Annotated in this window: 11 protein-coding genes; 5 read left to right on the forward strand and 6 right to left on the reverse strand. The window is 71.1% G+C overall.

The genetic code is table 11. The annotated features are described in order from the left end of the window. The first annotated feature begins 20 nt into the window (after positions 1-20). From ACYSUO_RS21235 to ACYSUO_RS21250, 4 genes are all read left to right on the forward strand, one after another. Entirely contained in the window at positions 21-1,751 is a 1,731-nt protein-coding gene (locus ACYSUO_RS21235; RefSeq protein ID WP_461777773.1) for a hypothetical protein, read from the forward strand. After that, positions 1,748-2,416 (forward strand): hypothetical protein, encoded by a 669-nt coding sequence (locus tag ACYSUO_RS21240; RefSeq protein ID WP_461777774.1) that lies wholly within the window; start codon positions 1,748-1,750, stop codon positions 2,414-2,416. The genes ACYSUO_RS21235 and ACYSUO_RS21240 overlap by 4 nt, the downstream gene beginning before the upstream one ends. Further along, the gene (locus ACYSUO_RS21245; RefSeq protein WP_461777775.1) at positions 2,413-3,429 is read left to right on the forward strand and encodes a dipeptidase; all 1,017 of its coding nucleotides are present in this window, start codon (positions 2,413-2,415) and stop codon (positions 3,427-3,429) included. The genes ACYSUO_RS21240 and ACYSUO_RS21245 overlap by 4 nt, the downstream gene beginning before the upstream one ends. Before the next feature lie 144 nt (positions 3,430-3,573). After that, the gene (locus ACYSUO_RS21250) at positions 3,574-5,004 is read left to right on the forward strand and encodes an MFS transporter (protein WP_461777776.1); all 1,431 of its coding nucleotides are present in this window, start codon (positions 3,574-3,576) and stop codon (positions 5,002-5,004) included. Between the two features lie 11 nt (positions 5,005-5,015). Here the strand turns inward: ACYSUO_RS21250 and ACYSUO_RS21255 are convergent, their stop codons facing one another. The 6 genes from ACYSUO_RS21255 to ACYSUO_RS21280 all read right to left on the reverse strand — a co-directional run bounded on the left by ACYSUO_RS21255 (position 5,016) and on the right by ACYSUO_RS21280 (position 11,340). Continuing rightward, positions 5,016-5,519, reverse strand: coding sequence for a ribose-5-phosphate isomerase (locus ACYSUO_RS21255; protein WP_404001395.1), 504 nt, complete (start codon positions 5,517-5,519; stop codon positions 5,016-5,018). Continuing rightward, positions 5,516-7,279 carry a dihydroxyacetone kinase family protein gene (locus ACYSUO_RS21260; RefSeq protein ID WP_461777777.1) on the reverse strand — a complete coding sequence of 588 codons (1,764 nt, stop codon included), beginning with the start codon at positions 7,277-7,279 and terminating at the stop codon, positions 5,516-5,518. The genes ACYSUO_RS21255 and ACYSUO_RS21260 overlap by 4 nt, the downstream gene beginning before the upstream one ends. A gap of 73 nt (positions 7,280-7,352) precedes the next feature. Next, entirely contained in the window at positions 7,353-8,684 is a 1,332-nt protein-coding gene (locus ACYSUO_RS21265) for an MFS transporter (protein ID WP_461777778.1), read from the reverse strand. Further along, positions 8,681-9,790: an alcohol dehydrogenase catalytic domain-containing protein gene (locus ACYSUO_RS21270; protein WP_461777779.1), complete on the reverse strand. Its 1,110-nt coding sequence runs from the start codon at positions 9,788-9,790 to the stop codon at positions 8,681-8,683. Before ACYSUO_RS21270 ends, ACYSUO_RS21265 begins: the two co-directional genes overlap by 4 nt. 122 nt (positions 9,791-9,912) lie before the next feature. Next, positions 9,913-10,746, reverse strand: a complete 834-nt coding sequence (locus tag ACYSUO_RS21275) for a DeoR/GlpR family DNA-binding transcription regulator (protein WP_461777780.1) — start codon at positions 10,744-10,746, stop codon at positions 9,913-9,915. 66 nt (positions 10,747-10,812) lie between these two features. Then, positions 10,813-11,340, reverse strand: a complete 528-nt coding sequence (locus tag ACYSUO_RS21280) for a CGNR zinc finger domain-containing protein (protein ID WP_461777781.1) — start codon at positions 11,338-11,340, stop codon at positions 10,813-10,815. A 55-nt stretch (positions 11,341-11,395) separates the two neighbouring features. On the opposite strand from ACYSUO_RS21280, the gene ACYSUO_RS21285 reads away from it, so the two are divergent. Next, positions 11,396-12,295 carry an EamA family transporter gene (locus ACYSUO_RS21285; protein WP_461777782.1) on the forward strand — a complete coding sequence of 300 codons (900 nt, stop codon included), beginning with the start codon at positions 11,396-11,398 and terminating at the stop codon, positions 12,293-12,295. The last annotated feature ends 13 nt before the right edge of the window (positions 12,296-12,308 follow it).

The following is a 12,308-nucleotide window of genomic DNA, read 5'->3' on the forward strand; positions in this document are numbered from 1 at the left end:
ACACACCATCAGGACTGCGTATGAACGTGCCCCTTTCCGTCGCCGAACCCGCCGGACACGCCGGACCCGCCGGGCGCACCCCGGACCGGCTCCTGCGGCCCGAGCGCCTCGCCCAGCTCCCGCCAACCCGACTCAGCGCGAGCCGGGCACTGGTCAACCGCATGACGGCGCAGGGCTGGCGGATCGAGCGGCTCGAGTTCGCCATCGACGCGAAGGCCCGCGGCCGCGCCCGTTATCGCGTCCGGACGCCGGGAGGGCCCCTCGACTTCGTCGCCTTCTCCTTTCAGCCGCGCTTGGAGGGACGTACCAGCCGGATCGTCGGCACCGACTGGGACATGACGGGCGCGCTCTTCGACGGCACCGCGGACGACAGCGAACTCGCGCACACCGAACGGGAGATGCCGAAGCTCTACGGGGGTCGGGCCACCGCGCACACCTTGGTGTGGTGCCGCTCCAACCGCAGCCTGCGACTGTTCGAGCACGTCGTCTCCAGCCTCGCCGAGGGACGCCAGCCGGACGCCCAACGCCTATGGGACGTCGGCTACTTGATGCGCAACACCGGCCTGGACGGGAACGGCACCTTCGGCACCCGCTCCTTCGCGGCGCTGCCCGACAACCATCCGCTGGCCGCGCCCCTGCACGCCCAAATGCTCGCCGCTTATCTGATGCGTGAGTTCGCCGCGGATCTCGCCGAGCACCTGGCCCGGCACCGCAACCCCGAGGCCCCCGCGCTCGACCCGGAGCTGCGCCGCCGCCTGGGGCTCGGCAACGCCTCGGCGCTCGGCCTCGTCTTCTTCGCCAACAACCACCCCCGGCTCGTCGACCGCTGGCTCGACCTGCGCGAACAGGCACTCACCCAGGCCCTGGACGCACGGCGCGGCACCCCGCACCTGACCGTCGTACGAGAGCTGATCGAGCGCTCCGCGCGCTTCCACGCCCAAGACCCCACCTTCTACGACCAGTTCGAGCCGCCGACCGAACTCGCCCGCTCCCTGCACCGGGCGCTCGCCCTCCTGGACGCCCTGGAGCGGCCGGGCGACGACGATGCGCTCCCGCGCCTGTGGGCCTGCTGGAACGCGGAGTTGGACGAGCGGGCCGTCGAGACCCTGGCCGGTGTGCTCATCGACAGCGTGCCGGACCTCACGGACCCGCTCGTCGAACGCCAACGGGTGGACGAGACACTGACCGCCACGCCTCAGCAGACGACCGGGGCCCTTCTGGAGCACCTCGACACCGTCTACCGCTGGGCACTCGACCTGGATCTCACCGCGCCCGGCGCGCTGCGCCACATCTGGTACAAGTCCCGTGCCGCCGAGGAGCCCCGGCGCGGGCCGCGCGAGGAGGTCGCCGAAGGCCTCGACTGGCAGCTCAACGTGCCGCGTTCAGTGCAGGCCCTGTACGCGGATCTCAAGGCGGCCGATCCACGCGAGACCACGGGAGCGTTCTGCGTGCGCCACCCCGAGCACCGGGACACGGTGACACGGGTGCAAGGCCTCGCCGAACTGGCCCTGCACAGCCCGCACATGAACATCGCCGACGACGCCTTCGTGCCCGCGTACCTCGTGCGGTTCCTCAACTCGGCGGTCCACGGACTGGACAAGACCGCCGACTCCGCCGGGCGCAATGTCCTCGGCCTGCTCTTCCACGGCGCGCCCACGCGCCACGCCATCCACCGACACGACCGCGACGACTGGACGCTGCCCGCACGACCGGCCGCCGCCGCTCCCACCCGCACCGAGGAGAACGCGTGACCCCCACCCCTGCCCACCACGCCCCTGCCGACCTGCGCGTATCGGTCCGCGAGCTGCGCCTGATGACCGGCCGGGTGCTGCTGACGACCGCGATCCCGTTCGGCTCCGTGGCGGCGACCCGGGACATCGTCGTCGGCGCCGAGACACACGGGCTCGACGGCCTGGCCGGGCTGCTGGACGCGCTGCCCGCCCTGCGCGCCCGACACCTGCGGCCCCAACTGGACGGCACCACAGCCCAGTTCCCCGCCCCGGACGCACAACCCGCACTCGCCACGGCCGCCGACCTCCTCGACCTCGCCGTGGCCGCCGCCCACACCGACGGCACCGCCGCCTTCACCGCACCCGGCGACGACTGGGCCGTCCGCGCCCTGCCTCCGCTGGCCCGCCGCCACGGCGTGGAACTGGACCTCGCCAGGTCCACGGTCACCGCGACGACCGCCCCTGACGGGCCGCGTCCCGGGCCGGACGCCGCCGAGCTGCGCGCCCTGACCTACGGGGTGCCGGTCACGGGCGCGTTGTGGCAGCGCTTCGTCGCCGAGGCGGAGGCGGCGCTGACCCCGGACAGCGCGCTGTCGCGCACCCACGCCGGTGACTCGCTCTTCGGTCCGGACGGCGAGATCCTCGCGGAGGTCGGCGAGGACGAGCCGGTGGAGGTCGCCTCGTGACGACCGCCACCGCACCCGCCCGGGACACACCCCTCGTCATCGACGGCCTGCAATGCGGCCCCTACGACCGCGATGTCTTCCTCCAACTGCGCGCGGGCGGCGTGACCTGCGCGACGGCCACGGTCGCGTTCTGGGAGGACGCGGTCGAGACCATGGACGCGCTGGCCGCCTGGAACGACCTCCTCGCCGCCAACGCCGACCTGGTCGTGCCCGCACGCACCGCCGCCGACATCGAACGGGCGAAGGCCCAGGGCCGCACCGCCATCGTCCTGGGCGCGCAGAACGCCAGCCCGCTCCAGGGCCGGCTCGGATTCGTCCGGCTCTTCCACGACATGGGGCTGCGCGTGATGCAGCTGACGTACAACAACAACACCGAGTTCGGGGGCTCCTGTTACGAGGAGTCCGACCCGGGGCTCACCCGCTTCGGCCGTGAAGTGGTGCGCGAGATGAACGCGGTCGGGATGCTGGTCGACCTCTCGCACTCCGGCGAACGCACCCGGCGGGACGCCATCGAGCACTCCGCGCTCCCGGTGGCCCTCACCCACGCCAACCCCCGCTCCCTGTACGACCATCCGCGCAACGCCGACGACGCCACGCTCAAGGCGCTCGCCGCGCGGGACGGGGTCGTGGGCCTCGCCACGTACCGCTCCATCTGCGGGCACTACGCGCGCACCTTGGACGACTGGTGCGCGATGGTGGCCCGCACGGTCGAACTGGTCGGCGTCCGGCACGTCGCCATCGGCACGGACCTGAGCCCGAAGGCGGGGGCGGCGGAGTTCACGTGGATGCGCAAGGGGCGCTGGACACGCGGCGAACAGCGCGGCGCGGACCTCGGCACATCACCCGCCTCCGGCACCGACACCACGGAGTGGCTCACCGACGCCTCCGGCCTCGCCCAAGTCGCCGACAGGCTCGTCGACTTCGGCTTCGCACCCGACGAGGCGCACGCGGTGGTCGGAGGCAACTGGCTGCGCCTCTACTCCGCCATCTTCGAAGGCGGTCACGGCAGTTGATCCAAGCGGTCGGGCGGCCCGCTGCAACGGACCGCCCGACCTACAACCCCGCCCACCACGGGCGGCCCTTGCTCCACGGCAACAGACGGGCCACCCCTCCAAGCGAAAGGCCGACGGGCCATGACATCTGAGCAGACAGCGAACATGCCACGCAAACCGACACAGGACCCGGACCCTGCCGCGATGGCGCCGCCCCCGCACAATCCGGACGAACGCGCCGCCCGGCTCACCGCCCGCATCGACCGCCTCCCCATGACATGGGTGCAGGGCCGCATCCTCACGCAGGGCGGTCTGAGCACCACCCTGGACGGGCTCGACCTGGGCATCATGTCCTTTCTGCTCCCGCTGATCACGACGGCGTTCGCACTCACCGGCAGCGAGCAGGGCCTGATCGCGAGCGCGACGCTGGCCGGCGCTCTCGTGGGCGACCTGTCGCTCGCGCTCCTTGGCAACCGGGTGGGCCGCAAGCCACTGCTCCTGTGGTCCCTGGTCCTCTACAGCGGCTGCACACTGCTGTCGGCCGCCGCCCCCGACTACGGCTTTCTGCTGGCCCTGCGCTTCCTCGCGGGTGTAGGAGTGGGGGTCAACGTCAACATCGTGATCCCCTATCTCGCCGAGTTCGCGCCGCGCGCGAAGCGAGCCACGTACGTCGGTTCCCTCGCCGGCTTCTTCGGCCTGGGGTACGTACTGGCCGCGCTGGTGGGCACCTTCGTCGTGGCCCGCGTCGACCACGGGTGGCGCTGGGGCCTCGTCCTCGTCGGCCTGCCCGTGATCCTCGCCCTGTGGTGGCGGCGCAATCTGCCGGAGTCGCCGCGCTACTTGCTGCTCAAGGGCCGCGACGACGAAGCCGAAGCGGTCGTCGCGAGACTGGAGGAGTCGGTCCGCGCGCGCACCGGCACACCCCTCCCCGCCCCCGAGCCGCCCGGAACGGCCGCACGCGACGAAGACCTGGGCGCGGCCGCACAGTTCACCGGCCTGTGGCGGGGCCCGTACCTGCGCCAGACGATCGTCGTATGGAGCATGTTCTTCGTCGCGAGCTTCGCCTACTACGGGTTCCTGACGTTCCTGCCCAGCATGCTGCTCGACCGGGGCATGAGCATCACCGACAGCTTCAGCTACGCGCTACTGGTCGAGGTCGCCCAGGTGCTCGGCTACTACCCCGCGGCCTGGCTCGCCGACCGTACGGACCGGAAGTGGTCGATCGTCACCTGCCTCGCCGCGTCCACGCTCTGCGCCTTCCTCGTCTCGCAGGCCGAGACCGACCTCTCGGTCCTCGTCCTCAGCCTGCTCCTCGGCTTCTTCCTCAACGGCCTCTACGCACCGCTGTACACCTACCTCCCGGAGGTCTACCCGACGCAGCTGCGCTCGATGGCGGCCGCCACGTCGGACGCCTTCAGCCGGATCGGCGGCATCGTCGCCCCCATGCTCATCGGCACGATGTACGCCTCCCTCCGCTTCACCGGCGTCTTCAGCCTCATCTGCGCGGTCCTCGCCGCAGGCTGCGTCCTCACACTCACGCTGTCCACGGCCACGAAGGGCCGCTCACTGGAGACGCTGTCCGGGTCGGCGTCATAGGCGCCGTGCCTTCAGCACTCCGTGAACCCCACCCCCTCCGGAACCGCCCCGCCGGGATCCGTCTCGTAGCGGCTCAGGGCCGCCACCTTCTCCGCCGAGGAGCTGGCAGGGTCGAAGCGGTGTTCCAGCCACTCGGAGGTGAGTTTGCGGGCCAGTTCGAGGCCGACCACGCGCTGGCCCATGCACAGCACCTGCGCGTTGTTGCTCTTCACCGAGCGTTCCACGGAGTACACGTCGTGGGCGGTCACCGCGCGGATGCCGGGGACCTTGTTCGCGGAGATCGCCACGCCGAGGCCCGTGCCGCAGATGAGCAGGGCGCGGTCGGCGCGGTCCTCGGCGACGAGGCGGGCCGCGGCCACGCCGATGTGCGGGTAGGCGGTCGTGCCGTCGGCCTCCACGCCGACGTCGAGTACCTCGGAGACGCGTGGGTCGGCCTGGAGGTCGGCCTTGATGCGTTCCTTGTACTCGAAGCCGGCGTCGTCGCAGCCGACGACCAGACGCAGCCGGTCCGTCATGCCGTTGTCACTCCTTGTCGGTTCTGTTCGTGTGGCTGATCGTGTGTCTGGCCACCCTGTGCGTGCGGAGCGCTGGCCAGCGCCGTCACGATCAGGGCCAGCGAAGTCGCTCCCGCGTCGGGGGTGCCCAGGCTGCGCTCCGCGAGCGGCCGAGCCCTGCCGATCTTCGGGCGCAGGTCCTTCGTCGCCTCGGCGGCGTGGGTCGCCGCCTCGGCCGCCGAGCGCCAGGCCTCGGCCGGGTCGACGCCGGCGTCGGTCGCGTGTTGCAGGGTGTCGGCGAACGGGAGCAGGGCGTCGAGCATGGTTTTGTCGCCCCGTGTCGCCCGGCCCAAGTCGCCGATCGCGTCGGCGAATGCCCGTACGCCCCTGGCGACATCGGCGGCCGTGTACGACTCGGCCGCGTCGTCCAGTGAGCGTCCGAACGCCTCCAGTGCCGCGCCCCAGAGCACGCCCGAAGTGCCGCCCGCGTACTCGGCCCAGGACTGGCCCGCCTGTCGCAGCAGCCATCCGGCGCCGGCCTCCCGGCTCGCCTGCTCGGCCCGCTCCGCGGCGAACCGGGCGCCGCGAACCATGCCACGACCGTGGTCACCGTCTCCGGCGACCGCGTCGATGCGGCCGAGCTCCTCCTCGTTGTCCACCATCGTGCGGTGGATGGTGGAGAGGGCCGCGCGTATGTCGTCCGCCAACTCCTTTGCGGCAGAGGACGCTTGGGGGATTTCGGTGACCGCTGCCGCGCCGCCGTTCGCGTCGGCGGCGTGCAGGCCGGTCAGCGGTGCGCGTGCCTTGCGGTACGCCGGGGTGTAGGCGTCGGCGCGCCAGCGCGGCTCGAGGTCCTCGTCCAGCCACATCAGGGTGAGCGAGCAGCCACCCATGTCGAGGCTGGTCACCAGCTCGCCCACCTCGGGGTCGACGATCTCGATCCCCCGGTCCCGCAGGCGTGCGGACACCCGGCCCCAGAGCAGGAAGAGTTCCTCGTACTTGGTGGCGCCGAGGCCGTTGAGGATCGCGCCCACCCGGCGGCCCGCGGAGGCGGGTGTCTCCTGGAGGATGCGTTCCACGAGGAGCGCCGCCAGCTCGTCGGCCTTCAGCATCGGTACGTCCTCGATGCCGGGCTCGCCGTGGATGCCGAGGCCGAGGCCCAGGTGTCCCTCGGGCACCTCGAAGAGCGGCTCCCCCGCGCCCGGCAGCGTACAGCCGGAGAAGGCCACGCCCAGGCTGCGCGTCGCGGCGTTGGCGGCGCGGCCGAGGCGTTCCACCTCGTCGAGGTCGAGTCCCTCGGCGGCCGCCGCGCCCATCACCTTGAAGACCGTGAAGTCGCCCGCGATGCCCCGGCGCTTGCCCTCTTCCTCGGCAGACGCCACGTCGTCGGTGACGATCACGATCCGGGTGTCGATGCCCTCGGCGTTGAGCCGATCCGCGGCGATCCGGAAGTTCAGCACGTCCCCGGCGTAGTTGCCGAAGCTGAGGATCACTCCCCTGCCCTGGTCGGCGGCCTTCGCGACCGAGTAGACCTGGGTGGCCGACGGCGAGGTGAAGACGTTGCCCACCACCGCGCCATGGGCCATGCCCGGTCCGACCGTTCCGCAGAAGGCCGGGTAGTGGCCCGAGCCGCCGCCGATGACGACCGCCACCTGTGGCCTGTCGCCGCGGTGTGCGACGACGCCTCCGGGCACTCCGCGCAACCGGTCCGCGTACAGGTCGAGAAAGCCGGCCAGTTGGTCCTCGGCGAAGTTCGCCGGGTCGTCGAAGAGTCTGGTCACGAGGGAACCTCCAAAACAACTACGGTGCGTCGCACGTCGGTACGCGGTCGGGATCGGCGGGCCACGGACGGTGTCAGCGGGCCATGACGGCCCCGGCCTGCTCCTCCTCCGAACTGGGCTCGCTCTGGCGCACGTTGAGGAACGAGACCATCACGAAGGCCGCGCCGTAGAGCACGACGAACGCCCACACCACCCCGGCGTTGCCGAGGCCGACGGAGAGGACGGCGGCGACCACCGCGGAGCCGAGGAACGAGGCACCACCGGCCGCCGTGGTGTACATGGCCATGGCCGCGCCCTTGAACTCCGCCGGTACGAGCGCCGGCATGATCGCGCCCATCGGTACGAACCCGGCGAGCAGGCAGCCGAACACACAGCCCGCGACGACGGACACCCAGAAGCCCCAGGTGGAACCGGCGGGCACCAGCTGCGGCACGTACCACCAGGCGAGCAGACCGATGGAGGAGCCGAACACACCGAACCACTGCACGGTGCGGCGCCAGCCCCAGCGGTCGCCGATGGCGCCGAACAGGGCGTTGACGAGGATGTTCGTCGCGTAGACGAGGACGGTCATGGTGAGCCAGCGGCTCTGTCCCCAGCCCCGGTCGTCCGCGATCACTCCGGGCAGGATGATGAACATGCCGTACTGGGGCGCGGTGTTGATCAGGCGCACGAGGAAGCCCATCAGCACCTTGGGCTGACGTGCCGTCAGGCGCAGGCCTGCCGACAGGACTTCGAAGGAGGACTTGTCGGCCGGGGCCACCCGCTGCGATCCGTGCGGCTCCTTGACGGCGAACCGGGCGATCAGGAAACCGATCACCACCAGCGCCGTGGAGGCGGCCATGGCGCCGGTCTCGCCGCCGGTCGAGCCGCCGAACGCCGGGATCATGCCGAGTGCGAACAGCGAGCCCAGCGTGGGCAGTCCGCCGGTGAACATGACGTAGAACCAGCCGACCGCCGCGCCGTTGCGCTCCTTCGGCGATACGAGGTTCACCCACACCAGGAAGGCGAAGGCGAACAGCGGGTAGCCGAAGCCGCGCAGGAAGTAGGTCAGGAAGACCATGGGCATGCTGCCGGCGGCGAGGCCCGCCAGGAACAGCACCTCGAACACGACCCACACGACGGTGCCGAGCAGCATGACCCGCCGCGGGCCCCACAGGTCGGTGAGGGCTCCGGAAAGGTAGCTGCCGACCAGTACGGACACGCCGTACATGGAGATGATGGTGCTGGCCGTCGCGGTGGTGCTGCCCAGGACGTGCTCGATGTGCGGGGCGATGAAGTTGGACTCGGTGCCGTTGCCGGTCATGAAGACCAGGACGGCGAGGAAGCCCCAGCGCAGCGAGTGGGGTATGCCCATGCGGTCGAGCCGGGTCTCGGTGGCCTTCACGGACCCGGTGGCCGCCGTCACGCGACCACCGCGTCGGCCTCGGCGTTCGGCAGGATGGACACCTTCACCGAGGCGCCGGAGGTGTCGGCGACCAGGTCGAGCGCCTTCTGGAAGTCGGCCAGGCCGAACTGGTGGGTGCAGATGTCGTCGACCGGCACCTTGCCCTCCTCCAGGAGTCGGATCGCCGCGGGCCAGCAGTGCGGTCCCAAGTGGGCGCCGCGCACGTCGAGTTCCTTGTCGTCGGAGATGATCGACCAGTCGACCGTGACGTCCGAGCCGAAGACCGAGTACTCGACGTACGTGCCCAGCTTGCGCAGCAGGTTGAGGCCCTGCGAGACCGCGGGCGTCGCGCCGGTGCCCTCCAGGTAGACGTCGGCGCCGTAGCCGTCGGTCATCTCCTTGACGCGCGCGACGACATCTTCCTTCGCGGGGTTGAGGACGATGTCGGCGCCTGTGCGGCGGCCCAGTTCGAGCTTGTTGTCGTCCAGGTCGAGCGCGATGATCTTCAGCGGGTTCTTCTGCCGGGCGCCCGCGATGAGGCCCAGGCCGATCGGCCCGCAGCCGGCGACCACCACGACGTCCTCGAAGTGGATGTCGGCGCGCTCCACCGCGTGCAGCGCGCAGGACAGCGGCTCCGCGTACGCGGCGTGGTGCGGCGCGAGGTCGTGCGAGACCTTGTGGGCGCGGGCCTTCGGCGGAACCACCATGTACTGCGCCATGGCGCCGTGGTGGTTGCGGAAGCCGAACATGTCGTGCGGGCCGCACATCCAGTACTGACCGCGCCGACAGTAACGGCACTCCTCGCACGGCACGATCTGCTCGCACGCGATGCGGTCGCCGACGCTCACCTTCTGGGCTGCGAGCGCGGCGTCGTCGCCCGCCACCACCACGCCGACGAACTCGTGACCGGGGATGATGCCGCGCTGCGCCCACGCCGGGCGGTTCTCGTCGCCCCAGAACTTGGGGGCGCCGTGGTAGCACTTGAGGTCGCTCGCGCACACCCCCACCGCCTCGGTCCGCAACAGCAGTTCACCGGGACCCGGTGTGGGGACGTCGACTTCCTCGAGACGATAGTCCTCGGGCCCGTGGACGACCACGGCCTGCATTCGCTTCGGCACACTGATCACTACTACCTCCATTGGCAGTCGGCTCTTGCGCGGATGAGATGCGGTAGGGGGGACACGGATCCGTGTGGGGATGGATCCGGTGGGATCACGGTGGTTCGGGGGTCGTTCGGCTTCCGGGTCGGTCAGGTGGGTCGGGACTCGGGCTTTTCCGGGCTCAGGGCGGCGACCTGCACGGTGACACCGTCCTCGCGCAGCGCCTCCAACTCGGCCCGGGAGATGCGGTCGTCGACGATCACGAGGTCGAAGTCGCTGAGCGGGGCGACCCGGTGCAGCGCCCGTTTCTGGAACTTGGTGTGGTCGACGAGCAGGATCCGGCGCTGGGCCGCCTCCAGGAGCGCCCGCTTGACCAGGATCGCCTCCTGCGACTGGTGGTAGCAGTGGCCGTCCGCGACCGCCGACGTCGAGATGAACACGGTGTCGGCGCGCAGGGGTTTGATGTGGTCGCAGGTCGCCATGCCCTGGAAGGCGTCGTAGTGCGGGTCGTAGCTGCCGCCGAGCGAGATCAGCTCGATGCCGGGGCGGCCGGCCAGGGCGTTGACGATGGCGAGGAAGTTGGTGATGACGGTGAGCGATCCGCTCTCGGGCAGCGCGCGGGCGAGAGCGAGGGACGTGGTGCTGTCGTCCAGCAGGATCGCCTGACCGCGGTCGATGTGCTCCAGGGCGGCGCCGGCCAGCGCCTTCTTGGCCTCGCCCTGCTGGGTCGTCCGGTAGCGGACGTTGCTCTCGAAGAGCACGGACTGCTGGGCCGTGGCCGCCCCGCGCGTCTTGCGGAGCCATCCCTCATCGGCGAGACGGTCCAGGTCACGGTGGATGGTCATCACGCTGACCCCCAGCTCGCGCGCCAGGTCCTCGATACGGGCCGAGCCCAGCTCGAGCACCCGGTCACGGATGCGCTCCTGGCGCGCCTGTGGGTTCAGCAACTCTGCTGAACCCGCGGGGAGTTCGTCGGGGCTCACAGCGTTTCCTTCCTGCCGTCGCCCGACAAGCTAACAGCGGACCACTCAAACACAACACCCCTCGTGTTAGGAATGTGTTCTGTCTTGTGATGCGCGGTGCCGGGCCACGGCGTCGTTGTTGGCGCAGCGCACCGAGCAGTAGGTGCGGCGGCCGTTGCGCGAGGTGTCGACGAAGGCCAGGGCGCAGCTCCGACGTGCGCAGCGGCCGAGGCGGTCGGCGTCGGCGGAGCAGATGACGTAGGCGAGTCCGGCCGCGGTCACGGCGCGGATGTGTGCGGCCGCGTCGGCGCCGATCGCGCTGTAGTGCAGGTGGGGCTGCCCGTCGTGCAGGGAGATCCGGGGGCTGCTCGATGCGTCCGCGAGGAGTCCGTTGACCGCGTGGCACCGCTCTTCGAGGTCCTGCCGCCCGAAGCACACGGCGAGCCTCCGGCTCCATTCCCAGATCGATTCGACCTGCGCGTGCGTGAGCGCGCGGTTCACGACGCCGTGCGCGGCGAGCAGTGTCTCCAGGTCCTCGGGGCGTGGTGTCTCCGTCAGGTTGACCAGGTCGGCGGCCAGCCGGGCGGCCTCGCCGCCGTAATGGTTGAAGTGCATAAGGGCATTACAGCACCGTGGAGCGCGAACAGCGCCGACGATGTGGAGGACTCCGATGGGCCTGGCAGTGGAGGATCCCCGACCGCGGTCGCGGGCAGCCGCGACGGCACCGGCGCTGATGATGCTGGCCCAGATCGCCAGCCTCCAGGTGGGTTCCGCGGTCGCCAAGGGGGCGTACGCCTCCGCGGGGCCCACGGCGCTGGCCGGGATGCGGTTGTTCTTCGCCGCCGTGGTCCTGTGGCTGCTCGTACGGCCGCGACTGCGGGGGATCACGGCCCCCCAGTGGCGGGCGGCCGTCGCGCTCGGCCTGGTCCTCGCGGCCATGAACCTGGCCTACTTCCAGGCCATCAGCCGGCTCCCGATCGGCGTGGCCGCGACACTCGAACTGCTCGGCCCGCTGGCCTTGTCGATCGCCATGTCCCGCCGGATCGAGCATCTCGTGGTGGCGTTGCTGGCCCTGGCCGGCGTACTGCTGCTGGCGGCCCCCGGTGCCTCGCTGCCCGCCGCCGGGCTTCTCCTGGGAGGCGCCGCCGCGGTGTGCCGGGCCGGGTACGTGGTCCTGAGCCGGCGGGTCGGCCGGCTGTTTCCGGACTGGACGGGGCTGACGCTGGCGCTGGCGGTCGGCGCCTGCGTGCTGACCCCGGTCATCGCCGTCACCGACGGTAACCGGGTGGCGGCCCGCCCTTCCGTCCTGTTCACCGGGCTCCTCGTGGCGCTGCTGTCCTCGCTGATCCCGTACTCGCTGGACATGACGGTGCTGCGGCGCATCGACGCCCGGGCCTTTGGTGTGCTGCTCGCGCTGAGCCCCGCCGTGGCGGCCGGCATCGGTTTCGTGCTGCTGCACGAGGAGTTGACGGGGCGCCAGCTGGGGGCGGCAGCGTTGATCGTCCTCGCCGGTGTGTGGTCGGTGCGTCGCGCCGCCCGCTCCGCCCCATCCTCCGGATCGCCGACGTAACGGTCGAGATGCC

It is taken from the genome of Streptomyces sp. UC4497 (assembly GCF_054871485.1).

What these genes read in the sequence shown, in the direction of transcription:
- ACYSUO_RS21285 (WP_461777782.1), top strand. Translation starts at nt 11,396, where the DNA reads ATGGGCCTGGCAGTGGAGGATCCCCGACCGCGGTCGCGGGCAGCCGCG.
- ACYSUO_RS21250 (WP_461777776.1), top strand. Translation starts at nt 3,574, where the DNA reads ATGCCACGCAAACCGACACAGGACCCGGACCCTGCCGCGATGGCGCCG.
- ACYSUO_RS21255 (WP_404001395.1), bottom strand. Translation starts at nt 5,519, where the DNA reads ATGACGGACCGGCTGCGTCTGGTCGTCGGCTGCGACGACGCCGGCTTC.
- ACYSUO_RS21280 (WP_461777781.1), bottom strand. Translation starts at nt 11,340, where the DNA reads ATGCACTTCAACCATTACGGCGGCGAGGCCGCCCGGCTGGCCGCCGAC.
- ACYSUO_RS21235 (WP_461777773.1), top strand. Translation starts at nt 21, where the DNA reads ATGAACGTGCCCCTTTCCGTCGCCGAACCCGCCGGACACGCCGGACCC.